Source organism: Mesorhizobium sp. B1-1-7 (assembly GCF_006442705.1).
In the GTDB taxonomy this organism is placed as follows: Bacteria; Pseudomonadota; Alphaproteobacteria; order Rhizobiales; family Rhizobiaceae; genus Mesorhizobium; species Mesorhizobium opportunistum.
The window spans coordinates 185,600-212,575 of record NZ_VFWQ01000013.1 but is presented as its reverse complement, the minus strand read 5'-3'; the positions used below and the strand labels follow the sequence as shown (position 1 = coordinate 212,575).

Below are 26,976 nucleotides of genomic sequence, written 5' to 3'. Positions count from 1 at the left end.
CCCCTCAAACCTTGACCAGCTGCTCCACGCGATCCTTCTCGCCAAAAATCCTGATATAGCGCTCGATCTCTTTCTCGTCGCCGGTCGCCTTGGCCGGGTTGTCGGAAAGCTTCACCGCAGGCCTGCCATTGGCCTCGGTGACCTTGCAGACCAGCGATATGGCGTCCAGCCTGTTGGTTTCGATCGGTGCGCAGTCCTCGAAATCATTGGTCAGGTTGGTGCCCCAGCCGAAGGACATGCGCACCTTGCCTTTGAAGTGGCGGTAGGTCTCCTCGATGGTCTCGACCTCGAGCCCGTCGGAGAAGATCAAAAGCTTCTGCTTGGGATCCTTGCCCTTCTCGCGCCACCAGGACAGGATCTTCTCGCCGCCCTCGATCGGCGGCGCGCTGTCGGGGCGGAAGCCGGTCCAGTCTGCGACCCAATCCGGCGCGTCGCGCAGGAACGAGGCGGTACCGAAGGCATCGGGCAGCACGATCAGCAAATTGCCGCCATAGTAGCGCTGCCAGTCCTGCAGCACCTTGTAGGGCGACTCTCTCAGCTCTTTTTCCGAGTTGGCCAGTGCCGCGAACACCATCGGCAGCTCGTGCGCGTTGGTGCCGAGCGCCTCGAGATCGTTGTCCATGGCCAGCAGCACGTTGGAGGTACCGGTGAAGGCTTCGCCGATGCCTTCCTTCAACGCTTCGACGCACCAGCGCTGCCACAGGAAGGAATGCCGGCGGCGCGTGCCGAAGTCGGAAATGCGGATGCCGGGCAGCGCCTTCAGCCGCTCGGTCTTGGCCCACATCTTGGCCTTGGCGCGGGCATAGAGCACATCGAGCGCGAAGGGGCCGAAGGCCCGCATGGCCGCGCGAGACCGAAGCTCGTTGATGATGGCGAGCGCCGGGATCTCCCACAGCGTGGTGTACATCCATGGCCCGCTGAAGGTCAGCTCATACTGGCCATCACGCTTCGACAGCTCGTAGTCGGGCAGCCGGAAGCCTTCCAGCCAGGCGAGGAATTCCGGCTCGAAAATCTGCTTGCGGCCGTAGAAAGTGTTGCCGCCGAGCCAGATCATCTCTTTCTTGGAGAAGCGCAGCGTACGGGCATGGTCGAGCTGTTCGCGCAGCTCGCCTTCGTCGATCTCGTCGGCAAGCTTTACCGAGGTCGTGCGGTTGATCAACGAGAAGGTGGCGTCGACCTTGGGATACATGCCCCAGATCATCTGCAGCATCAAAAGCTTGTAGAAATCCGTGTCGAGCAGGCTGCGCACGATCGGATCGAGCTTCCAGGTGTGGTTGTAGACGCGCCGCGCTATATCGGTTTTTGCCATGCTCGCTGCCGCCTTCGCTGCCTGCCATCCACAATCGCGACAGGCCTCATAGCATCGAATTGGCCAAAACGCTGCCCGCTTTCAGGCTGGCCCGACAAAAAGACCGGCCTGCGTGTGGCCATCCGCGGCCGGCTCAACCCGCGGTCTTCGCGCCGATGACCTTGAGCGCCGGACGCTTGCGGCGGCTGATGATACGGCCGGCGACCGGAGCGCCGGCGCGGCCGTCATCCCCGGCCTTCTCGGCGAACAGCCAGTCGATGAACACCTGCACGATCGGCGTCGCCCGCATTTCATTGCGGCAGACGACATAGAAATCATCGACCGCCGGTACCGACAGGCTGAACGGCGCGACCAGCATGCCCCTGGCCAGCAGCGCGCTTGCCGTGACGGAGTCGCCCAGCGCCACGCCATGGCCGTGCACCGCGGCCTCGGTCGCCATGCGGGCATCGCCGAGATGATGGCGGCGGCCACGTTCGAGGTCCAATGCGTCGGCGGCGGCCAGCCAGGTGTGCCACTCGCGGCCGTCGTCGCCATGCAGGAAGACATGATCGGCGAGGTCCCTGACGCTGCGGATCGGACGGTTGTTGATCAAGGTCGGGCTGACCACCGGGAACAGTTCGAGGCCCGACCACTTGCGCATCCAGCAATCCGTCCAGGTTCCGTTGCCATAGTGCACGCAGACATCGATATGCGGCGCACGGATATCCCTGGCGTCGTTGGAGGGGATGAGCGTCAGCTGGATGTCGGGATATTGCGCGGTAAAGCTGCCAAGCCTCGGCGTCATCCACAAAAGCAGCAGCGCCGGCACGCAGGACACCGACAGCGCGCCGCTGCTTGCCGGCCGCGTAAGCCGCTGCGTGGCGGCGGCGATGCCGTCGAAAGCGGTCGATACCGCCGGCAGGAGTTCGGCGCCGTGCGGCGTCAGCTTGACGCGCTGGCCGACCCGCTCGAACAGCTTGACGCCGAGCGATTGCTCCAGCGCCTTGATCTGGTGGCTGACGGCGCCATGCGTGACATTGAGCTCACTCGCCGCCTTGGTCAGCGAGCCATGGCGCGCCGTTGCCTCGAAGGCGCGCAGCGGGTTCAGGGGTGGTAGGCGCTTGGCCATCATGGACTCGTTGTTTGTGAGTTTTTCTCACAGAAAAGACCCTAACAATATCAATTGCTTTTTCAAGGCGGCTGCCGGACACTTTGGCACGGAATAGCACCAAGACGTCAAATCTGCAGGCAGCCAGCGGGACAGCGACCCGGCCGGATGACGGCCAGTTCGCATCGGATCGTCGACGGGCCGCACTGCATCAGCCCAGGAGGAGCGGATATGGGTTACGATCGCGGCAAGCTCGACGCGTTGCGTCGCAAATATGGCGAGAGCCATGGCGGCGAGATGTTCGACCCGAAGTTCCGCAAGGTTGCCGACAAGATCTTTTCCAAGAGCGGCACCCGGCTTGCGCCCTATGCCGGCATCCCGACCTTCCTTGCCGCGCCCTACCGCGAGATAGCGGCGGAGAATCCGGATTTCGGCGATTTGCAGGTGGCGATGATCGGCGTGCCGATGGACCTCGGCGTCACCAACCGGCCAGGCTCGCGCTTCGGGCCGAGGGCGCTGCGCGCCATCGAACGCATCGGCCCCTACAATCACGTGCTGGAATGCGCGCCGACGCATGAACTCAGGGTCGCCGACATCGGCGATACGCCCTTTCGCAGCCGTTATCGGCTCGAGACCAGCCATGAGGACATCGAACGCCGCACCAACCAGATCGTCGATGCCGGCGTCATTCCCTTGTCGGTCGGCGGCGACCATTCGATCAGCCACCCGATCCTGAAGGCCGTCGGCAAGAAGGCGCCGGTCGGCCTCATCCACATCGATGCCCATTGCGACACCAGCGGCCTGTTCGACATGACCAAGTTCCACCACGGCGGGCCGTTCCGCAACGCGGTGCTCGACGGCGTGCTCGACCCGACCCGCACCATCCAGATCGGCATCCGCGGCTCGGCCGAGTATCTGTGGGAGTTCACCTACGAGTCCGGCATGACGGTCGTTCATGCCGAGGAGGTGACCGGGCTCGGCATCCCGGCCATCATCGAGAAAGCGCGCAAGATCGTCGGCGACGGTCCAACCTATGTGTCCTTCGACATCGACAGCGTCGATCCGGCCTTCGCGCCGGGCACCGGCACGCCTGAAGTCGGCGGCCTGACCACGCGCGAAGTGCTTGAATTGCTGCGCGGCCTCAAAGGCCTCAACATTGTCGGCGGCGACGTCGTCGAGGTGGCGCCGCAATATGACGCCACCACCAACACCGCCCATGCCGCCGCCCAGGTGCTGTTCGAGATATTGAGCCTGATGGTGTTCAGCCCCGCAATTACTGGCAAGGGCGCCTGACGTTCGAAAACGCAAAGGCGGCCGCCGCGCTGGAGCCGGCGGCCGACCCAACAATCAAAAGCTTCCAGATAGGGGAATGACAATGACAATCCGCACGACACTCAAATCGTCCATCGCCGCCGTCCTGATGCTCGGCGCCGCCGGTATGGGCTTCGCCACGCAGGCGGCCAACGCCGACGCGCTGGCTGATATCACCAAGGCCGGCAGCATCAATGTCGGCGTCTTCGCCGACTTCCCGCCCTTCTCCTCGGCGAGTGCCGACATGAGCCTCAAGGGCTACGACATGGACGTGGCGCAATACATCGCAGATACGCTGAAGGTGAAGCTCAATCCGGTCGCCGTCACCGGCCAGAACCGCATTCCCTATCTGAACGACCATCGCGTCGACATCCTGATGAGCGTTGGCTATTCGAAGGAGCGCGAGCAGGTCATCGACTTCGCCGCCGCCTACGCCCCCTATTACATCGCGGTGATCGGGCCGGCCGCGATGGCGGTCAAAGGCAAGGAAGATCTTGCCGACAAGTCGATCGCCGTCAATCGCGGCACGCTCGAAGACACCTCGCTGACCGAGGCCGCGCCCGCCTCGGCCGACATCAAGCGTTTCGACAATTACAATTCGGTGATCCAGGCCTTCATCTCCGGCCAGACCCAGCTGATGGTCGTCGGCAACGATGTCGGCGCCCAGGTGCTGGCCAAGCAGGACGCGCTGAAGCCGGAGCAGAAATTCCAGCTTCTCACCTCGCCCTCGCATATTGGCCTCAACAAGAATGAGGACGCCCTCAAGAAGGCGGTCAACGATGCCATCACCAAGATGCTGGCTGACGGCAAGCTCGACGAAAGCTCGAAAGCCTGGCTGAAGACCCCGCTCAACCCCGACAACCTCAAGGATTGAGTTTCCGTGGCCTTCGGCTGGCTCCCAGGTGCCGTGGGCGACATTGCCCACGGCACCGCCACGACGATCCTATTGATCGCCGTCACAACGCTGGCCGGAACGCTGCTCAGCATCCTTGGCGCTGCGGGGCGGCGGAACGGTCCCGTTGCGCTCAAACGGGCCATCGCCTGCTATGTCGAGGTGATGCGCAACACGCCGTTCCTGGTGCAGCTGTTCTTCATCTTCTTCGGCCTGCCGAGCCTCGGCATCAGGCTCGATCCGATCCTGGCCGCCATGCTGGCGATGACGCTCAACATGGCGGCTTACACCATCGAGATCGTCGGCGCCGGGCTCGACGCGGTGCCGGGCGGGCAGACGGAAGCAGCCCTTGCGCTCGGGCTGCGGCCGCGCCAGGTGTTCATCAAGATCGTGCTGCCGCAGGCGCTCAAGATCATCTATCCAGCACTCACCAGCCAGATCGTCATCATGATGCTGGAGTCGGCCGTGGTGTCGCAGATCGCGGTGCGTGAGCTGACCTATGAGGCCGACATGCTGCAGGCGCGCACCTTCCGCTCCTTCGAGACCTACTTCGTCGTGACGCTGGTCTATCTTCTCCTGTCGATGGCCCTACGGCGGCTGCTGGTCACCGGCGGTCGCCAGGTTCTGGGGGCTGGCGTGTCATGATCGAGTTCACGCTTTGGGACATCATTCGCAACCTTCTGCTCGCCGCTCGCTGGACGGTGTTGTTGTCGCTGGCCGCCTTCATAGGCGGCGCGATTGTCGGCATGATTGTGCTGTTCTTCAGGATATCCAAGAGCACATGGAGCCGGCGCATCGCCTCGGGCTACATCGCGCTCTTCCAGGGAACGCCGCTGCTGATGCAGCTCTTCCTCATGTTCTTCGGCCTGCCGATGCTCGGTCTGCGTATCGAACCCTGGACGGCCGCCGTGCTCGGGCTGACCTTCTTCGCCAGCGCCTATCTCGCCGAGATCTGGCGCTCCGGTGTCGACGCGCTGCCGTTGGGTCAATGGGACGCCGGCGCCAGTCTCGGTCTGCACTATCTGCAGGAGCTCAGGCTGATCATCCTGCCGCAGGCGTTCTCGATCACCCGCGCGCCGACGGTCGGCTTCCTGGTGCAGCTGATCAAATCGACGGCGCTGACCTCGATCATCGGCTTCGAGGAGCTGGTCAGGACATCCAACGCCATCAACAACGCGACCTTCGAACCGTTCAAGGTCTACGGCCTGGTGGCGCTGATCTTTTTCGTCATGTGCTTTCCGCTGACGCAGTACGCCCGCCGTCTGGAGAAGCACGCGTCGGCGCACTGAGCCACGAGCACGTTGTGTTGACCGGCATCGACGGCGGCTACATTGAGTGATTTCGGTGGTGAAGGCGGCCACACGGGGAAGCCGGTTGGCAGCAGCGCTTTACATTTGCGGCCTGGCACCTAGTTTCAGAGTTTCGCGCCGTGCACCTCAGTGCGTGGATGATCGAAAACGGGACCGCGACCTCTGGCCGGTCCCCTCAAAAGCTCCCAAAAGGATGACTGCCATGACACAGGCCAAGAATGGCGACACCGTGCGCATCAATTATACTGGACGTCTGGCCGACGGCACTCAATTCGACGCTTCCGGCGGCGAACCGTTGCAATTCACCCTGGGTGAAGGGCAGGTGATCGCCGGTCTTGAAACCCATGTCGAGGGCATGGAGGTCGGCGCGAAAAGCAGCGTCACCGTTCCCGCTGAAGCCGCCTATGGGCCCCACCGCCCCGAAGCGGTCATGACCATCGACCGCGCCCGCGTGCCGGATAACATCAATGTCGATATCGGGACTCGATTGCAGGTCAGAACCCGCGAAGGGGGAGCCATGCCGGTAACGGTCGTCGGCGTGAACGACGCCAGCGTCAAGCTCGACGGCAATCATCCGTTGGCCGGAAAGGACCTGGTGTTCGACGTTGAACTGGTCGAGATCGTTCAGGCGGCGTAGTTCCGGCGTCAACGGGATTAATCACGGCTGAAAGTTCGGTGGCGGGCAACCGGCAATGGTCTGTTTCAATGCCCGAACGCCAGCGGCGGGGCGATCCTGTCGCGCCGCAGCCAGCGCGCCAGAAGCAGCGCCGCCACCACGGCCAGTCCCGACGACAGCCCGATCCAGATGCCGACGCCGTGGAAACCGAAATGGAAGGCGAGCAGCACGCCGAGCGGCAGGCCGACGCCCCAATAGCCGATCGCTGCATAGATCATCGGCACCTTGGTGTCGTGCAGGCCGCGCAGCATGCCGGCGGCCACTGCTTGCGCGCCGTCGAACACTTGGAACAGGGCAGCAAACACCAGGAACGACACGGCAAGCGCGATCACCCTGGCATTGGCCGGATTGGTGAGATCGATGAAGGCGCTGATCAAAAGGTGCGGCCACAACACCATGACCAATCCCATCAGCGCCATGAACGAGACGCCGATGACGAAGGCGGTCCAACCGGCGCGCGACACACCTTCCGGATTGCCGGCGCCATGGGCAAGACCGACGCGCACCGTCACCGCCTGGTTGAGGCCAAGCGGCACCATGAAGGAGATCGAGGCGATCTGGATGGCGATGGCGTGCGCGGCAAGCGAGTCCGCGTCGATCAGGCCCATCAGCAGCGCTGCCGCATTGAAGATCGTCACCTCGAAGGCAAGGATGCCGGCGATCGGCAGGCCGAGCCGCAGCAGGCCCTTGAAGCGCGGCCAGTCGGACCGCCAGAAGCGGCCGAACAGGCGGTAGCGCCGGAACTTCTTCTCCAGCATCACCACCACGGCCATGCCGGTGAACATCAGGGTCGAGGACAGCGAGGTGGCAAGGCCCGAGCCGGCGATGCCCATCGACGGCACGCCGAGATTGCCGAACATGAACACCCAGTTGAAGAAGGCGTTGCAGGCGACGGCGACGAAGACGATGACCAGCGCCCAGCCCGGCCGCTCCAGCGCCGAGATGAACGAGCGCAGCACGATATAGCCATAGAAGGGCAGCACCGCCCATTCGAGCCAGCGCAGGTAAATGCCGGCCTGATGCGCCAGGGCCGGTTCCTGGCCCATGGCCAAAAGGATGGCCTCGCCATGCCAAAGCACGAGCCAGATCGGGATCGAGATCAGGATCGCCAGCCACAGGCCCTGGCGCACGGTGCGGCGCAGGTCGCGCACCGAATGGCGGCGACGGCCAAGTTCGGTCGCGATCATCGGGGAGGTCGCCAGCATCAGGCCGAGGCCGAAGATCAGCGGCATGAAATAGAGGTTGGCGCCAAGCGCGCCGCTGGCCAGCGTGTCCGGCCCCAAACGCCCCATCATCATGACGTCGGTCGCCGTCATCGCGGTCTGGCCCAGATTGGTCAGCACCATCGGCCAGGCGAGCGCCAGCGTCGCCCTGATTTCCTGACGCCAAAGGTTTTCCGGCGCGCGAGCGCCGGCTTCGATCGCAGACATTGTTCCGCTCTTTCCAGATACGGCACGTCGGCATTAAAGCCGGAAGCCGCATATCAAACGGCAAAACCTTCGGTTTCACGGCGTTTGCGTCAGCTTTTGGACGAAACGCGACATGAAGGCAAGGGAGGAGGGGCGGGAACAGATTGAGCCAGCGCCGCCCCAGGGGTGGCGTTGCCTCGTTCCCTTGCCGGCCACGGGCTGTTACGAATTGCCTCGGAGATAGGCAGCCGGCGAACCCGCCGGGAGGAATGGATGGCGTTCAGACAGCGAAAAAACCCGGTTGCGACGCTGCGCACGGCGCCGGCCTTCGAACATATCGTCACCGAGGCGAGCGACAGTTTCCTGTGGCGGCTCGACGACTATCCGTGGGAGCGCAATGTCTGGAACTTCCATCCGGAATACGAAATCCACCTGTTGCGGAAGTCCTCCGGCGTGGTCCTGGTCGGCGATCATATCGGCGAGTTCGGGCCGGGTTACCTGACCATCGTCGGCGGCGGGCTGCCGCACGACTGGGTGACGGCGGTGCAGCCGGGCGAACTGATCGAGGGCCGCGACATCGTCCTGCAGTTCGATGCGCAGAGGCTGCGCGGCTCGGCCGGTCTGTTGCCTGAATTGCGCGAACTGGAGCCGTTCCTGGAGCGGTCGGCGCGCGGCATGGTCTTCCATGGCCGCACCGCGCTGGAAGGCGCCGCGCTTATGGAGCGGATGGGAACCGTGCATGGGCTCGCCCGCCTCTGCCTGTTCCTCGAACTGGTCGATCTCCTCGCCAGGACCGACGAATACGAACTGCTGTCGTCGCCGGATTTCTCGCCGGTCCTGGATGCCGCCTCGCTGGACATCATCCAGCGTGCACTGACCTATCTCTTCCAGCATTTCGCCGAGGACCTGAAGCTGCCGGAAGTGGCGGACCTCGCGGGGATGACCGAGAGCACATTCTCGCGCTTCTTCCAGAAGAACACCGGCAACTCCTTCAGCGACCACCTCGCCAAGCTCAGGCTCTGGCAGGCCTGCAAGCTGTTGTCCGACACCGATATTCCGATCACCGACATCTGTTTCCAGGTCGGCTACATGAATATCTCGAACTTCAACCGTGGGTTCATGCGCAAGCACAAGATGACGCCGTCGTCCTATCGCAAGCTGTCGCGGCAGCGGCTGACGATGCGCGCATAAATCGCCATTTCAGGTGCAATCGGTACTCACGTGAATGGCGCCCCGGAGGGGCGCCCTTTTTTGCGCTGCACAATGCATAAAAGTACAGGTCTGCTGCAACGGAGCTTCTAGCACGAGCCGCCGCAACTCCGCATTTTGGCGATGGGTGGCATGTCGCTCGGGCGATGGTGAGGATCGCTGAACCGAGGACTTTGCGCTTCCTGCGAAGTGTACCTGGAGGAGAAAGACCATGAGACCAGTTCGGCTCGCTGCCAGCCTTGGCGCAGCTTTTTTGCTTTCCGCTACCGTTTCCACCCTTGCGCTCGCGCAGGCACCGGTCTGCTCGGCGCCGGTCAAGGTGCTGGCTCAGCCTCGCGATGGCCTGACCCTTCTGGAGGACTCCAAGGCCGAGTTCGAGAAGCTTGCCGGCGCCGGTTTCCAGATCGATTATCTGAACGAGAACGACCGCCGGGCCAAATCGCGCGCCGATGCGTCCACCGTCGGCAACTACAATGTCTATTATGTCGACGAAGCCAACGTCGCGTTGTTTGCCTCCTCGAAATGGATCGTGCCGCTGACCGATTACTATCCCGCGGACTATGACTACGCCGACTTCGATCCTGGCCGCCAGAAGGTCGCGACCTATGACGGCAAGGTGTGGTTTGCGCCGCTGACCGGCGGCGGCGACCTGATGGTCTACCGCAAGGACGTGCTTGAAGCCGCCGGCATCCAGCCGCCGAAGACGCTGGACGAGCTGATCGCCGATGTGCCGAAGCTGACCAATCCGGACAAGGGCATGTATGGCATCGCGCTGCGCGGCGCACGCGGCTCGGGCGCCAATGTCTGGCGCTGGATGCCGTTCTTCAAGGCCTATGGCGGCCAGTGGTTCGACGGCGACAAGCCAGCCTTCAATTCGGACGCGGCCGTCAAGGCAACAGAGACCTATCTGAAACTGTTCAAGGATTCGGCGCCCGGCACGCAGACCGGCAGCTGGGACGAATCGACCGGCGCCTTCCTGTCGGGTCAGGTCGCGATCCTCGTCGAATCGACGCCGCTGTCGGGCATGGCGGTCGACCCGAAGACCTCGCAAGTGGTCGGCAAGATCGGCTTCCTGCCGCCGCCCTCGCCGCTCACCGGCGGCGGCTATGGCCATGGCCTCGCCATCGCCACGAAAGCCAACGCCGACGATGCCTCGAAGAAATGCGCCGGCCTGTTCATTGCCTGGGCGACTTCGAAGGAAAACGAGAAGCGCCGGCTCGATGCCCACCAGTTCGGTGAGCTGAACCGCACCAGCGTCCTGTCCAGCAAGGAATTCGCCGATATCTACGGCGCCGATCTCGGACAGGCGCTGGCTGAAACCGGCAAGGTCACGGCGGTCAACTTCTGGCAGGATCCGCGCTGGCCGGATCTCGGCGACCGCTGGGGCATCATCCTCGAGGAACTGGTCACCGGCACCCGCACCGACATCAAGGGCGGCCTCAACGAGCTCGAGGCCTATGCCAACGATCTGGTGAAGAAATAAGCCATCCTCCCCCTGCGGCGCACGGTCCACGGCATTCAAGCGGATGTCGGGACCTGTGCGCCGCGGGTACCCATCATTGCCGTTCGAGCCAGCCATAGCGAAAAGGCCCAGCCATGCTCAATCGATCGAGACGCAGCCAGGGATAGACAGATGCCACGACGCTCTTCCTTGCCGGTCACGTTTGTGGTGCCGACGCTCGTCATTCTCTTGATCCTGTCGATGGTGCCGACATTCTATGCCATTGTCATCGCCCTGCAGAACCGTGAGCTCTCCTCGACAGCATATTCCTATGTCTGGCTCTCGAATTTCGCCGACCTGTTCGCCGACCGGCGTTTTCTCAACGCCGTCTGGGTGTCGGTGAAATGGGAGTTCGTCACCGTTGTCGCGACGATGGTTGTGGCCATTGGCCTCGGCGTCCTGATGTTCGAGGTCGCCAGCCCACGCCTGCGCAATGTCTACTGCCTGCTGTTCATCATCCCGGTGCTGCTGCCGCGCGTTTCGGCCGCCTTCGTCTGGAAGTTCGCCTATCACCCGCTCTACGGCATCGCCACCTACCCTTATCGCCTGCTGACCGGCGGGCTGATCTTCGACCCACTGTCCAAGCCGGCGACGGCGTTGTTCGCCGTCGCGTCGGTCGATGTCTGGCAATGGGGCCTGTTCTTCGCCGTCATCGTCCTGAAGCTCCTGGAAACGCTGCCGCCGCAGCCGATCGAGGCCGCGCGGCTCGACCATGCCAGGCGCTGGCAGATCCATGGCTATGTGACCTTGCCGATGCTCAAGGCGCCGCTGATCAGCCTGATGTTCGTCAAGATGATCGAGTCGCTGCGCTCCTTCGACCTGATCTATGTCATGACCCGCGGCGGTCCGGGCGTGGCCACCGAAACGCTCGACATGTACGCCTTCTCGCAAGGCTTCATCGAATCCGGCAAGGTGTCCTACGCCTCGGCGATGGCGGTGCTGATGATGATCGCCACCGTCATCACCTTCACCATGCTGTGGAAGCGGGTGCAGGCATGAGGCCGGGTAGGCTCATAGGCAAGGCCGTGCTGGCATTTGCCGGCTTCATGGCCGTGTTTCCGCTGCTGTGGACAGCGCTCAATTCGCTGAAGAACAATGTCGACATCATCACCCGCGTGCCGCGCCTGGTGTTCACGCCGACCCTTGCCAACATCAGCTACATCATCGGTCGCGACAGCGTCATGACCGGTCTCTACAACTCGGTCATCGCCTGCGGGGTCGCGGTGCTGATCGGCGTGGTGCTCGGCCTGCCGGCCGCCTACGCCGTCGCGCGCTACCCCAACCGCTGGGCCGGCGACATCCAGTTCTTCGTGCTGTCGCTGCGCTTCCTGCCGCCGGTGGCGGTCGCCATCCCGCTGATGGTGATCTGGCTTCAGCTCGGGCTTTATGACACGCTGGCGGCGCTGATCGTCACCTATTCGCTGCTCACCATCTCGGTGATCATGTGGCTTGCCATTCCCGCCTTCCAGGCCGTGCCGAAGGAAGTCGAGGAAGCCGCCTTCGTCGACGGCTACGGCGCCTATTCGGTGTTCTGGCGGATCGCGCTGCCCGTGGCTGCCCGCTCCCTGATCGGTGCGGTCGCCTTCAGCTTCGTGCTGGTCTGGAACGAGTTCCTGATCGCGCTGATGCTGTCCAGCTCCAACGCCAAGACCTTGCCGATCGTCGCTTCGGAACTGTCCCAGCAAGGCATGAACGTGCCGTGGGGCATCCTCAACGCCTCGGTCGTGCTTTTGTCGCTGCCGCCGCTTTTGTTTCTCGGCGTGCTCAGCGGCTTCCTGAATTCCGTTTTCCGGCAAAAAAAGACTTGAAGCGAGGACGATACGATGCGGGCACTGGTGCTTGAGAAGAAGGGTGAGCTGGCCTTGCGCGAGATCGCGTTGCCGCTCGATGTCGGGCCGGACGACGTCAGGATCGCCATCCACACGGTCGGTGTCTGCGGCAGCGACGTGCATTACTACACCCATGGCGCCATCGGCAGCTATGTCGTGCGCGCGCCGATGGTGCTCGGCCACGAAGCGTCCGGAACGATCCTCGAAATCGGCGCCAATGTCAGGACGCTGAAGGTCGGCGACCGCGTGTGCATGGAGCCGGGCGTGCCGAACCTGTCGTCGCGCGCGACAAAGCTCGGCATCTACAATGTCGACCCGGACGTCACCTTCTGGGCGACGCCGCCGGTGCATGGCATTCTCGCCCCTGAAGCCGTCCATCCGGCGGCGTTCACCTACAGGCTGCCGGACAATGTCTCCTTCGCCGAAGGCGCGATGGTCGAACCTTTCGCCATCGGCATGCAGGCGGCCGCCCGCGCGCGCATCGTTCCGGGCGACGTCGCCGTCGTCGTCGGCTGCGGCCCGATCGGCATCATGATCGCGTTGGCGGCTCTCGCCGGCGGTTGCTCGAAAGTGCTGATTTCCGACTTCTCCGCCCCCAAGCTCGAAATCGCGGGGCGCTATCCCGGTATCGTCCCGGTCAATATCGGCGAACGGTCGCTGGCCGATGCGGTGGCGGCAGCGACCGACAATTGGGGAGCCGATATCGTCTTCGAGGCCAGCGGCAGCCCAAAGGCGTTCACCAATCTGTTCGACGTCGTGCGCCCCGGCGGCGCGGTGGTGCTGGTCGGGCTGCCGGTGGAGCCTGTGTTGCTCAACGTGCCGGCGGCCATATCGAAGGAAGTGCGCATCGAGACGGTGTTCCGCTACGCCAATATCTTCGACCGCGCCTTGCAGCTCATCGCATCGGGCAAGGTCGACCTCAATCCGCTGATCACTGGCACCTATGATTTCTCCGACAGCATCGCGGCGTTCGAGCGGGCAGCGGCGGGCAAGCCGGAAGACGTCAAGCTGCAGATCCTGATTTCGAGCGAGAAGGCCTGACCAGACCATGTCCGCGATCGTCTGTTCCCATGTCGACAAATCCTACGGCGCCACGTCAGTCATCCGCGACCTGAACCTCGCCATCGAGGATCACGAGTTCGTCGTTTTCCTCGGCCCATCCGGTTGCGGCAAGTCGACCCTGCTCAGGATGCTGGCCGGCCTGGAGGACATCAGCGGCGGCGAGGTCTCGATCGGCGGCAAGGTGGTCAACGACCTCGATCCCGGCGATCGCGGCATCGCCATGGTGTTCCAGAACTACGCGCTCTACCCGCACATGACGATCTTCGACAACATCGCCTTCGGCCTGAAGCGGCAGAAGGTGCCGAAGGCCGAGATACAGAAGCGCGTCGAGGCGGTCTCGAAGACGCTGGGTCTCGACCCCTATCTCGGCCGCAAGCCCGCCGAACTGTCCGGCGGCCAGCAACAGCGCGTCGCCATTGCCCGTGCCATGATCAAGACGCCGAAGGTGTTCCTGTTCGACGAGCCGCTGTCCAATCTCGATGCCAAGCTGCGCAACCACATGCGCGTCGAGATCGCTAGGCTGCACCAGTCGTTGAACACCACCACCGTCTACGTCACCCACGACCAACTCGAGGCGATGACGCTCGCCGACCGTATCGTGCTGCTGCGCGACGGGAGGATCGAGCAGATCGGCTCGCCAGCGGAAATCTACGAGCGGCCGGGCAATCTGTTCGTTGCCGGCTTCATCGGAACGCCGAACATGAATTTCATCGATGTGACGGTGGGCCGGAAAGGCAATGGCTGGACGCTGACCAATGGCGCGACTGTCTTCACCGTCGATGGCTCGCGCTTCAAGCTTCAGCATGGCGAGCAGGCGGTGCTTGGGATCCGGCCTCCCGATCTGAGGATCGCGGCAGCCGAGCGCTCCGAAAATGTCCTGGCCGGAACCGCCGATCTCATCGAATTCCACGGCAATGATGCGCTGGTGACGTTCGCTCTCGGCGGCAAGGAGATCAGCGCACTGGTATCAAGCCGCGCCTGTCCCGTTGTCCGCAGCGATGTCCGCTATACGTTCGACGAATCGAACATGCATCTGTTCGATGCCAAATCCGGCCTGTCCTTGCTGGCACGGTAGGGCGCGTTCTACCGGATCGCGTCGAGCGCCTGCCGCTGCCGATGCATCTCCAGGAAAATCCGGTAATCGCGATCGAAACGGGCGCCGGCGGCCGGGTTGGCGGCACGCGTCTTGCCGCCTTGCTGCATGGCGAGGCAGGCGGCGTTGAGGTCGGGGAAAAGCCCAGCCGCGGTCGCCGCCACCATGCCGGTGCCGAGCAGCACCGCCTCGTCCGCCAGCGGCTCGACCACCGTGCAGCCTGTGGCGTCGGCATAGAGCTCCATCAGGAGCGGGTTCTTGGTGTGGCCGCCGGTGACATGCAGCGTGTCGATCAGATAGCCGTTCTCGTTCAGCGCCTCCAGCACATGGCGCACGCCGAGCGCGATACCGACGGCGGTGCGCCAGTATAGCTTGCACAGACTGTCGAAGGAGGAATCCAGCGTCAGTCCGCTGACCACGCCCACGGCATGTGGGTCGGCGAGCGGCGAGCGGTTGCCGTGAAAGTCCGGCAGCACGTGCAGCCTTACGGCAAGATTGTCACCTTCGGCGGCGCGCAGTTCGGCGACACGCTTGGCGATCCTGGCATGCATGGCTGCGTCCGGCTCGCCGCCGGCGCCATGCCAGCGGATGATGTGGTCGAGCAGGGCGCCGGTCGCCGACTGGCCGCCTTCCGACAACCACAGCTTTGGCAGCGCCGCGCCGTAGTAAGGCCCCCAGACGCCCGCGAAAGGCTGCGGGTCGGGCGACATCGCCATGACGCAGGAGGACGTGCCGGCGATCAGCGCCAGATGCCGCCCGATATTCTGCTCGTCGCCGGCAAAGCCGCCCAGCACGCCAAGCGCGCCGGCATAGGCATCGATGACCCCGGCGCCGACCCGGCATTTTTCGGTGAGGCCGAGCTCGTCTGCTGCTTGTGCCGTCAGCGAGCCGATGTAGCCGCCCACGGGGCTCGCCCGCTCGGGCAGATTGCCGTGCTCGAAGAGATCGTCGAGGCCGACGAGCGCGAAGAAATCGCGCTGCCAGGCTGTCTCCTCATGCGCCAGATAAGTCCACTTGGCCGTCAGCGTGCATTGCGATCGGGCCAGAGATCCCGTCGCTTGCCAGGTCAGGAAGTCAGTGAGGTCGAATAGATAGCCGGCTTCATTCCATGTCCTCGGCAGGTTGCGCTTCAGCCACATAAGCTTCGGCGTCGCCATTTCCGGCGACATGACGCCGCCGATATAGTTGAGCACCTCGTGGCCGCTCGCCGTGCATTCGTCGGCTTCGGCGATGGCGCGGTGGTCGAGCCAGACGATGGTATCCCAACGCTTGTCGCCCGTGGTCGAAACGCTGAGCTGACCGCCCTGCCGGTCGCGCACCACCAGTGAGCAGGTGGCATCAAACGAGATGCCGACAATATCCTCAGCGGCAACGCCGGCCTTTTCGCGCGCCGCACGCACGGCGGCGCAGACGGCCGACCAGATATCGCGCGAATCGTGCTCGGCGTGATCGGCCTTCGGCTGGTGCATGGCGATCGGTCGCTCGGCGCGGCCGAGCAAGGTGCCACTGGTGTCGAGAATGCCCGCGCGGGCGCTCCCGGTGCCGACATCGACCGCGCAAACAAACTGTTTCGTCAAGATGCTCTAACTCTCGCTCCCAGGCCTGCAATCAGATCGGGCAATTGCAGCATGTCAGCGAATATAAAGTCCGGTTCACTCGACGCAAGCCGCGCTTTCAGTGCGGGGTTGCCGGCATGCGCGCCCCCGGTGAAGGCAAACACGCGCATGCCCGCCGCCCGCGCTGCCGCGATGCCCGCCGGACTGTCCTCGATGACCAGGCATTTGCGCGGATGCGCCCGCATGCTGGCGGCGGCATGCAGGAAAAGGTCGGGCGCCGGCTTTCCCTTGGCCACCATGGCGGCGCTGAACAGATGCGGCTCCAACAGCCCGAGCAGGCCGGTGACGTCGAGCGCGTAGCGGATGCGTTCCAGCGTGCCCGAGGAGGCGACGCAGAACGGCAGGCCGAGCTTCGGCAGCACCTCGCTGATGCCAGGGATCGGCTTCAGCTCCTCACGGAATTTTCGCATCAGGTCGACGCGCATGGCCGTGAGATGCTGGTCACTGATCTCCAGACCGAAGTCGCGGCCGAGGATCTCGCGCACGCTTTTCATGCTCTTGCCCAGGAAATGCTCGTAGGCGGCGTCCTCGCCGACATTGCCGCCGGCCAGTGCGATCATGCCGAGCAGCGCCGAAACGGAGAGTGCCTCGCTGTCGACCAGCACGCCATCGCAGTCGAAGATGACCAATTCAGGCGTCATGGCGTCGAGTGGCTCTCAGAGCTTGCCGGCGATGTAGCGTGTCAGCGTGGCGCGCGCGCCATTCGCCCACAGCACGTTGAGTGCATGGGCAAAGGCCTCGACGAACGCCGTCGCGCGGCCGACATCGCCATAGATATCCTCCATGGCAAGCCAGGCGGCGGGCGCGTCCTTTGCCGCCTTGGCGGTTGCCTGCATCCGGTCCCAGCTCGGGTCGTTGGGCTCGATGACGGCGCCGCTGTCCGACGTGCCGAAGCAGTAGCGGCACCAAAGCGCCGATTCCAGCGCCAGACCCGCGACGCCCTTTCCGGCCTTCAGCCGGTCGGCGATAGTCGGTATGATGAATTTCGGCTGGCGGTTGGAGCCATCGAGGCAGAGCCTGCGCACCGTGTCGCCGATCTTCGGGTTGGAGAAGCGCTTCTCGATGAGCTGGTAGTAGTCCTCCAGCACCGTGTCCGGCACCGGCGGCACGGTTGGAATGATCTCGTCGTGCTCGAGCTTGTCGAGAAAGCCGCGCACCAGCGGCTCCTGCATCGCCTCATGGACGAAATGGATGTCCATCAGCCCGGCCGGATAGGCGATGGTGGCGTGGCCGCCATTGAGGATGCGGATCTTCATCAGCTCGTAGGGCGCGACATCCCTGACGAATTGCACGCCGACCTTTTCCAGCGGCGGACGACCATCGGTGAAATGGTCTTCCAGCACCCACTGCCGGAACGGCTCGCAGAACACCGGCCAGCCGTCCTCGACGCCAAAGTCCTTGGCCAGGATGCCGCGCTCGCGATCGGTGGTGGCGGGCGTGATGCGGTCGACCATGCCGTTCGGGAAGGCGACATGCTCGCTGACCCAGGCCGCCAGATCCTCGTCGATCAGGCGGGCCAGGCCAATGACGCCATCCGACGTGACGTGGCCATTGTGGGGGATGTTGTCGCAAGACATCACGGTGAACGGCACGATGCCGTCGTCGCGGCGGCGCATCAGGCCGGCGAGGATGATGCCGAACACCGTCTTCGGCGTGGCGCCCGGTTGCGCGTCGGCGACGATGTCGGGATGGGCCGGGTTGAAGACGCCGGACGCCGGGTCGATGAAATAGCCGCCTTCAGTGATGGTCAGTGAAACGATCTTGATCGCCGGGTCGGCCAGCTTCTCGATGATGCCGGCCGCGTCGCCCGGCACCAGGAAGTCGATCATGGCGCCGGTGACGCGGGCGCTCATGTGACCTTCATCCTGCTCGACCACCGTGGTCAGCCAGTCCTGCTCTTCCAGCTTGCCGCGGCCGATTTTCTCGCCGTCGAACACGCCGGCGCCGACCAGCGCCCAGTCATGGCCGATGCCCGCATTGAACAAATCGTCGAGGTAGACGGCCTGATGCGAGCGATGGAAATTGCCGACGCCGAAATGCACGATGCCGGCCTTGAGCTTCGAACGGTCGTATTTCGGTCCGGCGACGTTGGCCGGAAGCCTGGCGAGATTGGAGGAAGAGAGTTTCACGGTCATCTGCTTTACCCTTTGGCCGGGCTCCGGCCTTCGTTACGCTCCCCTCCCCGTCTTCTACGGGGAGGGCAAAGGCGAGGGCGGCGCATCATCGGATGAAGGCTCGCCTCTCACCGGACTGTCGGCCTCCTCTCCCCGCGGAGGTACGGGAAGAAGAGGCCGTCCCCCCTCAACTCATCCACTGGCCGCCATCGACATTGTAGGTCTGGGCGACGATGTATTCGGCCTCGTCGCTGGCCAGGAACACGGCCATGCCGGCGAGATCCTCCGGTCTGCCCATGCGGCCGTATGGCACGCCTTCGCCGACCAGTCTCTTTTTCTCGCCCTTGGGCCGGTTCTCGTATTTGGCGAACAACGCATCGACCTGGTCCCACATATCGCTGTCGACGACGCCAGGCGCGATGCCGTTGACGTTGATGCGGTGCTTGATCAAGTCGAGCCCGGCCGACTGGGTCAGCGAGATGACGGCGGCCTTGGTGGCGCAATAGACGCCGACAAGGGCCTCGCCGCGCCGCCCGGCCTGGCTCGCCATGTTGATGATCCTGCCGCCCTTGCCCCGCGCGATCATCGAGCGGGCCGCCGCCTGCAGCATGAACAGCGTGCCGGCGACATTGACGGAGAACAGTTTCTCGTAGCTTGCCCGCGATATCTCGACGATCGGCGCAAGGTCGAACAAGGCGGCGTTGTTGATCAATATATCGAGGCCGCCGGTCCTGGTCTCGACCGCCTTCACCGCCGCGTCGATGGAGGACTGGTCCGTGACATCGAGTTCCACGGCGTAGGCTTTGGCACCGATCTCGGCGGCTGTCTTCTGCGCAGCTTCCAGGTTGATGTCGGCAATCGCCACGGCAGCGCCTTCGCGCGCGTAGGCTTCAGCGAAGGCCCTGCCGATGCCACGGGCCGAACCCGTGATCAGCGCCGATTTGCCGTTCAACCTCACTGCACCATTGCCTTTCCGTCGGCGCCGAAGCGATGCAGCTTGGCCTTGTCGGGCGTGAGATAGATGGTGTCGCCGTGATGAACCGCCAGTTCGCCGTCGGCGCGCACCGTCAGCGGCCCGACGCCATCGGCCTGGACATGGAGGAACGTGTCCGATCCCAGATGCTCGGCGACGCCGACGGTCGCCTTCCATTCGCCCGCCGTGGTCGAGATTTCCATGTGCTCGGGACGGATGCCGACGGTCTTGGCGCCATGTTTGGCCGCCGGTGCGCCTTCGATGAGGTTCATCTTCGGCGAGCCGATGAAGCCGGCGACGAAAAGGTTGCGCGGCGTCTTGTAGAGCTCCATCGGCGAGCCGACCTGCTCGATGTTGCCGGCGTTGAGCACCACGATCTTGTCGGCCATGGTCATGGCTTCGACCTGGTCGTGGGTGACATAGATCATCGTGGTCTTGAGCTGATGATGCAGTTCGCTGATTTCCAGCCGCATCGTCCCGCGCAGTGCGGCGTCGAGGTTGGACAGCGGCTCGTCGAACAGGAAGGCCGATGGCTGGCGCACGATGGCGCGGCCGATCGCGACGCGCTGGCGCTGGCCGCCCGAGAGCTGGCCGGGCCGGCGTTCGAGATAGTTGGTGAGGTTGAGCACGCGCGCCGCGTCCTTCACCTTCTTGTCGATGGTGGCCTGGTCCTCGCCCGCCATCTTCAGCGGGAAGGCGATGTTCTTGGCCACGGTCATGTGCGGGTAGAGCGCGTAGGACTGGAACACCATGGCGAGCTTGCGCTTGGCCGGCGCCTCGCCGGTGACATCGCGGCCATCGATGTTGATGGTACCGCCGCTGGTGTCTTCGAGACCAGCGATCAGCCTCAGCAGCGTGGACTTGCCGCAACCGGACGGACCGACGAAGACGACGAACTCGCCATTCTCGATGACCAGGTCGAGACCGGGGATGATGGACGTCGATCCAAAGGATTTGGAGACGTTCTTGAGCGTGATGTTTCCCATGGTTTCCTCCCCGAGGGGTTATTTTCCTGCCGATTGCTTCGGGCAAATCCGGTTATTTCACCGCATCGCCATTATTTGACGGCGCCAAATGTCAGGCCGCGCACCAGCTGCTTCTGGCTGAACCAGCCCATGATCAGGATCGGCGCGATGGCCAGTGTCGAGGCCGCCGAAAGCTTGGCCCAGAACAGGCCTTGCGGACTGGAGAACGAACTGATGAAGGCGGTCAGCGGAGCAGCGTCCGTGGTGGTCAGCCGGATTGTCCAGAACGCCTCGTTCCAGGCCAGGATGATGTTGAGCAGCATGGTCGAGGCAATGCCGGGCACCGCCATCGGGGTCAGCACATAGACGATCTCGTTCCACAGCGATGCGCCGTCCATGCGTGCCGCTTCCAGGATCTCGCCCGGGATTTCGCGGAAGTAGGTGTAGAGCATCCACACCACGATCGGCAGGTTGATCAGCATCAGCATGACCATCAGGCCGATGCGGCTGTCGAGCAGTCCGAGATTGCGGAAGATCAGGTAGATCGGGAACAGCACGGCGACCGCCGGCATCATCTTGGTGGACAGCATCCACATCAGGATGTCCTTGGTCCGCTTGGTCGGCGAGAAAGCCATCGACCATGCCGCCGGAATGGCGACCAGCAAGGCCAGGATGGTCGAGCCGACCGAGAGCAGCACCGAATTGAAGAAGAATTTGAAGTAGCCGCTCTGCGCCTGGACCTCGGTATAGCTCTCGAATGTTCCTGATGGGATCAGGTTGAAGCCCTGGATCGCCTCCTGTTCCGACTTGAACGAGGTGATGATCGTATAGAGGATCGGGAAGAAGATCAGCAGGGCGACAATCCAGGCCGCAACGGTCGCGATCGTCTTGTGCTGGGTGGTGACTGAGCGTGCCATCGTATCCTCCCTTACTTGTCCAGGTTCTTGCCGACGGCGCGCATGGCGAAGAAGGCAACGATGTTGGCGAGAATGACGGCGATCACACCGCCGGCGGATGCCTGGCCGATTTTGAATTCCAGCAATGCCTTCTGGTAGACCAGGAAGGGCAGGTTGGTGGAGGCGTATCCCGGGCCGCCATTGGTGGTGACCAGGATCTCGGCATAGACCGACAAAAGGAAGATCGTTTGGATCAGAATGACGACGGTGATCGCGCGCGACATGTGCGGCAGCGTCAGGTAGATGAAGCGGCTGATGAAGCCGGCGCCGTCCATCTCGGCGGCCTCCTTCTGCTCACCGTCGAGCGACTGCAGGGCGGTCAGCAGGATCAGCGTCGCGAAAGGCAGCCATTGCCAGGCGACGATGATGATGATCGCCGTCATCGGATGCTGCCCGAACCAGTCGATCGGCTGAGCCCCAAAGAATCGCGCTATATCGGCGAACACCCCGTATTGCGGATGCATGATCATGTTCTTCCAGACCAATGCGGCCACCGGCGGCATGACGAAGAACGGCGAGATGACGAGGATGCGGACAATCCCTTGCCCCCACATCGGCTGGTCGATCAGCAGCGCCAAAAGGATGCCGCCGATCACCGTGATCAGAAGCACGCTGATCACAAGCACCAGCGTGTTGAGGATCGACTGCAGGAAGGCTGGATTGGAATAGAACAGCGCGTAGTTGGAGACGCCGACGAACCCGTCGCGGATCGGATTGAGCGGATTGTACTGCTGGAAGGAGAACCAAAGCGTGAGTGCCAGTGGGACGACCATCCAGACCAGGAGCAGGACGACAGATGGCGCCATCATGAAACGGGCAAGCGAACGGGTCTGCTGAGTAGCCATGACGGTCACCCTCCAAAGGTCAGCTGGATTTTAGAGTTGCGCCAGAAATTCCAGGATTTTGAAGATGGCCGCCCGAACTGGGACTCGGGCGGCCATTGCCGGCCATGATGCGCGACCGGCATTCGGCACCGGGAGGAGCCTACTTGATATAACCGCCTTCGGTCATCGTCGCGGTGGCGGCGTCCTGGGCCTGCTTCAGGGCATCGTCGACGCTCGACTGGCCGGCGAGAGCCGCCGAGAACAGCTGGCCGACAGTGGTGCCAAGGCCCTGGAATTCAGGGATGGCGACGAACTGCACGCCGACATAGGGCACCGGCTTGACGGTCGGATGCGTCGGGTCGGCCGCGTTGATCGAGTCCAGCGTCATCTTGGCGAACGGAGCTGCCTTCTGGTAGTCGGCATTGGCATAGAGCGAGGAGCGCGTTCCGGGAGGAGCATTGGCCCAGCCTTCCTTCGATGCGACGAGCTCGGCATAGTGCTTGCTGGTCGCCCAGGAGACGAACTTCTCGGCGGCGTCAGCCTTCTGCGTACCGGCGGGAATGGCCAGCGACCAGGCCCACAGCCAGTTGCCGCGCTTGCCCAGCCCATTGTCCGGGGCCAGCGCATAGCCGACCTTGTCGGCGACCTGTGAGGCCTTTGGATCGGAGACGAAGGACGCCGCGACCGTGGCGTCGATCCACATGCCGCACTTGCCCTGCTGGAACAGCGCCAAGTTTTCGTTGAAGCCGTTGGAGGACGCGCCCTCGGGGCCGTCGGCCTTCATCAGGTCGACATAGAACTGCAGCGTGTTCTTCCATTCGGGCTGATCGAATTGCGGCTTCCAGTTCTCGTCGAACCAGCGCGCGCCGAAGGAGTTCGACATGGCGGTCAGGAAGGCCATGTTCTCGCCCCAGCCGGCCTTGCCGCGCAGGCACACGCCGTTCACGCCATTGGCGCGGTCGGTCATCTTGTCGGCTGCCTGCTTGATGAAGTCCCAGGTCGGCGCGTCGGGCATCTTCAGCCCGGCCTTGTCCATCAGGTCCTTGCGGTACATGACGAAGGAGCTTTCGCCGTAGAAGGGCGCGGCATAGAGCTTGCCGTCGACCGACAGGCCGCCGGCGATGGCCGGAATGATGTCCTTGGCGTCGTAGTCGTCGCCGAGCTTGTCGAGCGGCAACAGCCAGCTCTGCTTGGCCCAGATCGGAACCTCGTAGGTGCCGATCGTCATCACGTCGTACTGGCCGCCCTTGGTGGCGATGTCGGTGGTGACGCGCTCGCGCAGCACGTTTTCCTCGAGCGTCACCCAGTTGAGCTGGATGTCGGGGTTTGCCTTGGTGAAGTCGTCGGTCAGCTTCTGCATGCGGACCATATCGCCATTGTTGACGGTGGCGATGGTGATGGATTCGGCGTGCGCAGCGAACGCCAGCGCGCTGGTCGAGCACAAGCCCAGGATGAGCGTACGAAGTTTCATCAAATTCCTCCCATGGACCAAGATGAGCATTTGCCTTGGCTGTGAGCAATTACTCATTAAGTTCCATATTATGTCAAGCCAGATTCGATGCTGCAGCGCAGCACTCGACGACGCTGGCCGGATATGGAGTGGAGGAAATAGCCGGGCAGGCTGCCTGCTGCCTCTCATAATTCAGAGGTCGCGCAGCCCGATCGGATCCGGAGGCCAAAACGACCGGCATTTTGAACGGCATGCATGAAGACGCGTCGCGGAACTTCGCTTCGAAGCGATGCACCTTGCCAGTCAGCAGGCTATTTCGGCCAGCAGCCAGTCGCGGAAGGCGCGGATCTTCGGCACGTTGCGCCGTGCCTCCGGATAGACCAGCCAGTAGGCGTGGCCATCGTCGCCGACGAGGTCGAAGGGTTGGATCAGGCGGCCGTCGGCGAGTTCCGCCTTGAACAGCGCCCGGGTCAGGATCGCCACGCCATGACCGGCGATCGCGGCATTGGCCTCATAGGCCTGTGCGCCCATGCTGCTGCCGGGCCGCTTGGCGAGATCGTGCGAGTGCACGCCGGCAGCCTCGAACCATTGCGTCCACCAGATGTCGCCGGGATCGAGGATCGGCAGCCGCAACAGGTCCGCCGGTTCCCTGACGCCGCCGATGCTTGCCGCGAGCTTCGGGCTCAGCATCGGCGTGAAATCGGCATCGAGCAGCTTGTAGGCTTCCAGCCCCGGCCATTTGCCGCCGCCCGACCGGATGGCGAGGTCGACATCCTCGCGGGCGAAATCCGTCAGCCGGCTCGACGTTTCGAGCCGCACGGCGAGCGAAGGATGAGCGATCTGGAACGAGCCCAGATGGTGCGCCAGCCAGTTCGAGGCGAAGGTCAGCACGGTGGTGACGCACAGCACGCCATCCGCGCCGCCGCGCGCCGCGGCATAGGCCTGGCCAAGGATGGCGAAGGCCTCGCTGACCGCCGGCGCGAGGCGCTGTCCGGCCTCGGTGAGTGCGATCTGGCGCGGCCGCCGCAGGAAAAGCGGCGCGCCGACCCGTTCCTCCAGCACCTTGATCTGATAGCTGACCGCCGCTTGCGTCATGGCGAGCTCCTCGGCCGCCTTGGTGAAGGAAAGGTGCCGCGCCACCGCTTCGAACACCCGGATCGCCTGCAACGGCGGAAGCTGCGAAACCTGCCGCGAGCTGAGGTCCGGCATAAAGCCTCCTTATGGGTCCTTATCGACGTTCGATTGGCAAAGGCGGCCGGCAAGACCGACATTCAGCGTCAACCCGTCATTCGGGTCCAGGATAGCGAAGGTTGACGATCATGACCATGGCACAGCAAAAATGCACTCCCGCCCCCGATCATCGCTGGATTTCGTGGCTCGCGGACGGATTCGGCTGGTTTGCGAGCCGAAAAAAGGCACATCTCGACATCAGGGACCTGTCGCCGCATCTACAGCGCGACCTCGGTTTCCTTGACGGCAACGACCCTTTCGGGCGGCACGGATAGCATTGCTCTCTTTATCGCAAATCGCTCGCGGCGGGTTCCAGTCAGATGCTGGCCAGCAGCGCGGCTGCCGTCCGCTCGTCGGTGATGAGCCCGTTGACCAGCCGGCGGTTCACGGCCGCCAGGATACCCGGCAGTTTGCGCTCGCCCATGGCCAGCGCAATGACCAGCGATTTCTCACGCGACGGCAGCGATGCCGACGACACCCGGTCATTGGTGATGCCCTCGATCATGCGGCCTTCGCGATCGAACACCCAGCCGACGATCTCGGCGATGCCGCCAGCCTTCTGCAGGGCTTTCAGCTCGCTTTCTGAAATGAAGCCGTCCTCGTAGAGCGGCGCCTTCGGGCCGAGATCGCCGATGCCGATGAAGGTGACGTCGGCCTCGGCTGCCAGCGCCAGCGTCGGCTGGATCATCGGCTGGTTGAGCAGCATCTCGCGCTCCTGCGGCGAGGAGGCGATAACCGGCAGCGGCATCGGAAAGGAGCGCGCCTTGACCCTGTCGGCCATGGTGAAGATGACGTTGTAGAAGGCGGCCGAGCCGTCCGGCGAGATGTTGCCGGTCAACGACACCACCTTGTGCTGCGGGCATTCCATCGGCGGCAGCTGTTCGATCGCCGCCTTCAGCGTGCGCCCGGTGCCGATGCCCATGACGATCGGCGTCGGTGACCGCAGCCGGCGCTCGATCTCGGCGGCGGCGGCCTCGGCGATACCGATGGTGGTGGAGGATGAATTCGGGTCGCTCGGCACCACCTCGACCAGGTCGAGCGCAAAACGCGACTTGAGCCGGGCCGCGAGGTCCAGGCAGTTGGCGATCGGATGGTCGACGCGCACCTTGATCAGCCCTTCCGACACCGCCAGAGACACCAGCCGCTGCGCGGTCTGCCGCGATATGCCGAGCGTCGCAGCGATCTGGTCCTGTGTGTTGCCGGCAACATAGTAAAGCCACCCGGCGCGCGCCGCGTCGTCCAGCCTGTTGTTGCCGCCATCCTGCCGCGTATTCACGTCCTGCCTCCCCGAGGCCGCCGGTCATCGAGGCGGTCCATGCCTAGTTTCGCAGGGAACTGCCTGCTGTGCAATTGTCAATCGAAAGGGCAAATGCCTGCGTCTGTCCAACCCGGATTTTGCATCCACCAATGTCTGGGCGGAGAAGCATTGCGGCGTCGGTTGCCGGCCGGAGCCGCGTTCTGCCGCCTCGAAGGTTTATCTCCCGGCGCAAACCCTTTAAGGGATCGAAAAAAGGAGCGCTGCATGACACCGAAAGCGGTTTTCTGGGACATGGATGGCACGCTGGTCGACAGCGAACCACTGCATGAGGCAGCCCTCGTGGCGGCGATGCGCAATGCCGGTCTGATACCGCCTGATGATTTGCATGAGCGGGTGCTCGGCGTTGCCGCCTGGCCGGTCTACGAGATGATGCGCGACGAGTTCGGCCTGGACCTTCCCTTCGACGAATGGATCGTCCACAAATACGAACACTATCTGCCGCTTGTCGAAAGCTTGCAGCCGCGCCCCGGCGCGATCGAGGTTTTCAACGAGTTGCGGGCAAAGGGCGTGGCGCAGGCCGTGGTGTCCAATTCGGACCGGATGATCGTCGATGCCAATCTGCGCATGGTCGGGCTGACCTATCCGGGCATGAAGACGATCAGCCGCAACGACGTACGCGAAGGCAAGCCGCACGCCGAACCCTTCCTGCGCGCCGCCTATCTCGCCGATGTCGATCCCGCGCACGCCGTGGCGATCGACGACAGCTGGCCGGGCGCCCTGGCGGGACTGGCGGCGGGCATGAAGACGATCTTCTGGCCGGAGAAGCCGATGGAAGGACCGCCCGGCGCCGTCGTCATCAACAGCGCCGAGGAGCTACGCAGAGAGCTTAGGCTCTGATTTCT

The 26,976-nt window shown here is 63.6% G+C and carries 26 protein-coding genes; 13 read left to right on the top strand and 13 right to left on the bottom strand.

Features of this window, described 5'->3' with window-relative positions:
* Window positions 1-4: 4 nt before the first annotated feature.
* The gene (pncB, locus tag FJ978_RS23130) at window positions 5-1,309 is read right to left on the bottom strand and encodes a nicotinate phosphoribosyltransferase (protein ID WP_140574287.1); all 1,305 of its coding nucleotides are present in this window, start codon (window positions 1,307-1,309) and stop codon (window positions 5-7) included.
* A gap of 133 nt (window positions 1,310-1,442) precedes the next feature.
* On the bottom strand, window positions 1,443-2,417 hold the full coding sequence (gene gcvA / locus FJ978_RS23125) for a transcriptional regulator GcvA (RefSeq protein ID WP_140574285.1): 975 nt from the start codon (window positions 2,415-2,417) through the stop codon (window positions 1,443-1,445).
* Window positions 2,418-2,627: 210 nt separating this feature from the next.
* On the opposite strand from gcvA (FJ978_RS23125), the gene speB reads away from it, so the two are divergent.
* The 5 genes from speB to FJ978_RS23100 all read left to right on the top strand — a co-directional run bounded on the left by speB (window position 2,628) and on the right by FJ978_RS23100 (window position 6,546).
* A complete protein-coding gene (speB, locus tag FJ978_RS23120) occupies window positions 2,628-3,689 on the top strand; it encodes an agmatinase (protein WP_140574283.1) in 1,062 nt (353 codons plus the stop codon).
* Window positions 3,690-3,771: 82 nt separating this feature from the next.
* Window positions 3,772-4,581 carry a transporter substrate-binding domain-containing protein gene (locus FJ978_RS23115; RefSeq protein ID WP_140574281.1) on the top strand — a complete coding sequence of 270 codons (810 nt, stop codon included), beginning with the start codon at window positions 3,772-3,774 and terminating at the stop codon, window positions 4,579-4,581.
* 6 nt (window positions 4,582-4,587) lie between these two features.
* Entirely contained in the window at window positions 4,588-5,244 is a 657-nt protein-coding gene (locus FJ978_RS23110; RefSeq protein WP_140574279.1) for an amino acid ABC transporter permease, read from the top strand.
* Window positions 5,241-5,888 carry an amino acid ABC transporter permease gene (locus FJ978_RS23105; RefSeq protein ID WP_140574277.1) on the top strand — a complete coding sequence of 216 codons (648 nt, stop codon included), beginning with the start codon at window positions 5,241-5,243 and terminating at the stop codon, window positions 5,886-5,888. The genes FJ978_RS23110 and FJ978_RS23105 overlap by 4 nt, the downstream gene beginning before the upstream one ends.
* Before the next feature lie 223 nt (window positions 5,889-6,111).
* A complete protein-coding gene (locus FJ978_RS23100; protein ID WP_140574275.1) occupies window positions 6,112-6,546 on the top strand; it encodes a peptidylprolyl isomerase in 435 nt (144 codons plus the stop codon).
* Window positions 6,547-6,611: 65 nt separating this feature from the next.
* On the opposite strand, the gene FJ978_RS23095 is transcribed toward FJ978_RS23100, so the two are convergent.
* Window positions 6,612-8,015 carry an MATE family efflux transporter gene (locus FJ978_RS23095; protein ID WP_140574273.1) on the bottom strand — a complete coding sequence of 468 codons (1,404 nt, stop codon included), beginning with the start codon at window positions 8,013-8,015 and terminating at the stop codon, window positions 6,612-6,614.
* A 252-nt stretch (window positions 8,016-8,267) separates the two neighbouring features.
* Here FJ978_RS23095 and FJ978_RS23090 point away from each other — a divergent pair, with 252 nt between their 5' ends.
* The 6 genes from FJ978_RS23090 to ugpC all read left to right on the top strand — a co-directional run bounded on the left by FJ978_RS23090 (window position 8,268) and on the right by ugpC (window position 14,670).
* Window positions 8,268-9,185 (top strand): AraC family transcriptional regulator, encoded by a 918-nt coding sequence (locus tag FJ978_RS23090; protein WP_140574271.1) that lies wholly within the window; start codon window positions 8,268-8,270, stop codon window positions 9,183-9,185.
* A gap of 229 nt (window positions 9,186-9,414) precedes the next feature.
* Entirely contained in the window at window positions 9,415-10,686 is a 1,272-nt protein-coding gene (locus tag FJ978_RS23085; protein ID WP_140574269.1) for a sugar ABC transporter substrate-binding protein, read from the top strand.
* Between the two features lie 150 nt (window positions 10,687-10,836).
* Window positions 10,837-11,703 carry a sugar ABC transporter permease gene (locus FJ978_RS23080; protein ID WP_140574267.1) on the top strand — a complete coding sequence of 289 codons (867 nt, stop codon included), beginning with the start codon at window positions 10,837-10,839 and terminating at the stop codon, window positions 11,701-11,703.
* Window positions 11,700-12,512, top strand: a complete 813-nt coding sequence (locus tag FJ978_RS23075) for a carbohydrate ABC transporter permease (protein WP_140574265.1) — start codon at window positions 11,700-11,702, stop codon at window positions 12,510-12,512. The genes FJ978_RS23080 and FJ978_RS23075 overlap by 4 nt, the downstream gene beginning before the upstream one ends.
* Before the next feature lie 15 nt (window positions 12,513-12,527).
* Window positions 12,528-13,574, top strand: coding sequence for an NAD(P)-dependent alcohol dehydrogenase (locus FJ978_RS23070; RefSeq protein ID WP_140574263.1), 1,047 nt, complete (start codon window positions 12,528-12,530; stop codon window positions 13,572-13,574).
* 7 nt (window positions 13,575-13,581) lie between these two features.
* Entirely contained in the window at window positions 13,582-14,670 is a 1,089-nt protein-coding gene (gene ugpC / locus FJ978_RS23065) for a sn-glycerol-3-phosphate ABC transporter ATP-binding protein UgpC (RefSeq protein ID WP_140574261.1), read from the top strand.
* Between the two features lie 8 nt (window positions 14,671-14,678).
* Here the strand turns inward: ugpC and FJ978_RS23060 are convergent, their stop codons facing one another.
* From FJ978_RS23060 to gcvA (FJ978_RS23020), 9 genes are all read right to left on the bottom strand, one after another.
* The gene (locus tag FJ978_RS23060; RefSeq protein WP_140574259.1) at window positions 14,679-16,265 is read right to left on the bottom strand and encodes an FGGY-family carbohydrate kinase; all 1,587 of its coding nucleotides are present in this window, start codon (window positions 16,263-16,265) and stop codon (window positions 14,679-14,681) included.
* Window positions 16,262-16,945 (bottom strand): HAD family hydrolase, encoded by a 684-nt coding sequence (locus FJ978_RS23055; protein WP_023776066.1) that lies wholly within the window; start codon window positions 16,943-16,945, stop codon window positions 16,262-16,264. Before FJ978_RS23055 ends, FJ978_RS23060 begins: the two co-directional genes overlap by 4 nt.
* 15 nt (window positions 16,946-16,960) lie before the next feature.
* On the bottom strand, window positions 16,961-18,439 hold the full coding sequence (locus FJ978_RS23050; protein WP_140574257.1) for a mannitol dehydrogenase family protein: 1,479 nt from the start codon (window positions 18,437-18,439) through the stop codon (window positions 16,961-16,963).
* A 166-nt stretch (window positions 18,440-18,605) separates the two neighbouring features.
* Window positions 18,606-19,376, bottom strand: coding sequence for an L-iditol 2-dehydrogenase (locus tag FJ978_RS23045; protein WP_140574255.1), 771 nt, complete (start codon window positions 19,374-19,376; stop codon window positions 18,606-18,608).
* Window positions 19,373-20,377 (bottom strand): ABC transporter ATP-binding protein, encoded by a 1,005-nt coding sequence (locus FJ978_RS23040; RefSeq protein WP_023765515.1) that lies wholly within the window; start codon window positions 20,375-20,377, stop codon window positions 19,373-19,375. The genes FJ978_RS23045 and FJ978_RS23040 overlap by 4 nt, the downstream gene beginning before the upstream one ends.
* 71 nt (window positions 20,378-20,448) lie before the next feature.
* Window positions 20,449-21,273, bottom strand: a complete 825-nt coding sequence (locus FJ978_RS23035) for a carbohydrate ABC transporter permease (protein ID WP_013891802.1) — start codon at window positions 21,271-21,273, stop codon at window positions 20,449-20,451.
* Window positions 21,274-21,284: 11 nt separating this feature from the next.
* Window positions 21,285-22,157: a sugar ABC transporter permease gene (locus tag FJ978_RS23030; RefSeq protein ID WP_013891801.1), complete on the bottom strand. Its 873-nt coding sequence runs from the start codon at window positions 22,155-22,157 to the stop codon at window positions 21,285-21,287.
* Between the two features lie 139 nt (window positions 22,158-22,296).
* Window positions 22,297-23,607 (bottom strand): sugar ABC transporter substrate-binding protein, encoded by a 1,311-nt coding sequence (locus FJ978_RS23025; RefSeq protein ID WP_013891800.1) that lies wholly within the window; start codon window positions 23,605-23,607, stop codon window positions 22,297-22,299.
* A 282-nt stretch (window positions 23,608-23,889) separates the two neighbouring features.
* Window positions 23,890-24,795: a transcriptional regulator GcvA gene (gene gcvA, locus FJ978_RS23020; RefSeq protein WP_013891799.1), complete on the bottom strand. Its 906-nt coding sequence runs from the start codon at window positions 24,793-24,795 to the stop codon at window positions 23,890-23,892.
* A gap of 110 nt (window positions 24,796-24,905) precedes the next feature.
* Between gcvA (FJ978_RS23020) and FJ978_RS23015 the strand changes: the two genes are divergently transcribed.
* Window positions 24,906-25,091, top strand: coding sequence for a hypothetical protein (locus FJ978_RS23015; protein ID WP_013891798.1), 186 nt, complete (start codon window positions 24,906-24,908; stop codon window positions 25,089-25,091).
* Between the two features lie 41 nt (window positions 25,092-25,132).
* Here FJ978_RS23015 and FJ978_RS23010 read toward each other — a convergent pair whose 3' ends face one another.
* Window positions 25,133-26,092: a sugar-binding transcriptional regulator gene (locus FJ978_RS23010; protein WP_013891797.1), complete on the bottom strand. Its 960-nt coding sequence runs from the start codon at window positions 26,090-26,092 to the stop codon at window positions 25,133-25,135.
* Window positions 26,093-26,338: 246 nt separating this feature from the next.
* On the opposite strand from FJ978_RS23010, the gene FJ978_RS23005 reads away from it, so the two are divergent.
* A complete protein-coding gene (locus FJ978_RS23005) occupies window positions 26,339-26,971 on the top strand; it encodes an HAD family phosphatase (RefSeq protein ID WP_140574253.1) in 633 nt (210 codons plus the stop codon).
* Window positions 26,972-26,976 lie beyond the last annotated feature (5 nt).

Coding starts and splice junctions, on each gene's coding strand:
- pncB (WP_140574287.1), bottom strand. CDS start 1,309: ATGGCAAAAACCGATATAGCGCGGCGCGTCTACAACCACACCTGGAAG.
- gcvA (WP_140574285.1), bottom strand. CDS start 2,417: ATGGCCAAGCGCCTACCACCCCTGAACCCGCTGCGCGCCTTCGAGGCA.
- speB (WP_140574283.1), top strand. CDS start 2,628: ATGGGTTACGATCGCGGCAAGCTCGACGCGTTGCGTCGCAAATATGGC.
- FJ978_RS23115 (WP_140574281.1), top strand. CDS start 3,772: ATGACAATCCGCACGACACTCAAATCGTCCATCGCCGCCGTCCTGATG.
- FJ978_RS23105 (WP_140574277.1), top strand. CDS start 5,241: ATGATCGAGTTCACGCTTTGGGACATCATTCGCAACCTTCTGCTCGCC.
- FJ978_RS23100 (WP_140574275.1), top strand. CDS start 6,112: ATGACACAGGCCAAGAATGGCGACACCGTGCGCATCAATTATACTGGA.
- FJ978_RS23095 (WP_140574273.1), bottom strand. CDS start 8,015: ATGTCTGCGATCGAAGCCGGCGCTCGCGCGCCGGAAAACCTTTGGCGT.
- FJ978_RS23090 (WP_140574271.1), top strand. CDS start 8,268: ATGGCGTTCAGACAGCGAAAAAACCCGGTTGCGACGCTGCGCACGGCG.
- FJ978_RS23085 (WP_140574269.1), top strand. CDS start 9,415: ATGAGACCAGTTCGGCTCGCTGCCAGCCTTGGCGCAGCTTTTTTGCTT.
- FJ978_RS23080 (WP_140574267.1), top strand. CDS start 10,837: ATGCCACGACGCTCTTCCTTGCCGGTCACGTTTGTGGTGCCGACGCTC.
- FJ978_RS23075 (WP_140574265.1), top strand. CDS start 11,700: ATGAGGCCGGGTAGGCTCATAGGCAAGGCCGTGCTGGCATTTGCCGGC.
- FJ978_RS23070 (WP_140574263.1), top strand. CDS start 12,528: ATGCGGGCACTGGTGCTTGAGAAGAAGGGTGAGCTGGCCTTGCGCGAG.
- ugpC (WP_140574261.1), top strand. CDS start 13,582: ATGTCCGCGATCGTCTGTTCCCATGTCGACAAATCCTACGGCGCCACG.
- FJ978_RS23055 (WP_023776066.1), bottom strand. CDS start 16,945: ATGACGCCTGAATTGGTCATCTTCGACTGCGATGGCGTGCTGGTCGAC.
- FJ978_RS23050 (WP_140574257.1), bottom strand. CDS start 18,439: ATGACCGTGAAACTCTCTTCCTCCAATCTCGCCAGGCTTCCGGCCAAC.
- FJ978_RS23040 (WP_023765515.1), bottom strand. CDS start 20,377: ATGGGAAACATCACGCTCAAGAACGTCTCCAAATCCTTTGGATCGACG.
- FJ978_RS23035 (WP_013891802.1), bottom strand. CDS start 21,273: ATGGCACGCTCAGTCACCACCCAGCACAAGACGATCGCGACCGTTGCG.
- FJ978_RS23030 (WP_013891801.1), bottom strand. CDS start 22,157: ATGGCTACTCAGCAGACCCGTTCGCTTGCCCGTTTCATGATGGCGCCA.
- FJ978_RS23025 (WP_013891800.1), bottom strand. CDS start 23,607: ATGAAACTTCGTACGCTCATCCTGGGCTTGTGCTCGACCAGCGCGCTG.
- gcvA (WP_013891799.1), bottom strand. CDS start 24,795: ATGCCGGACCTCAGCTCGCGGCAGGTTTCGCAGCTTCCGCCGTTGCAG.
- FJ978_RS23015 (WP_013891798.1), top strand. CDS start 24,906: ATGACCATGGCACAGCAAAAATGCACTCCCGCCCCCGATCATCGCTGG.
- FJ978_RS23005 (WP_140574253.1), top strand. CDS start 26,339: ATGACACCGAAAGCGGTTTTCTGGGACATGGATGGCACGCTGGTCGAC.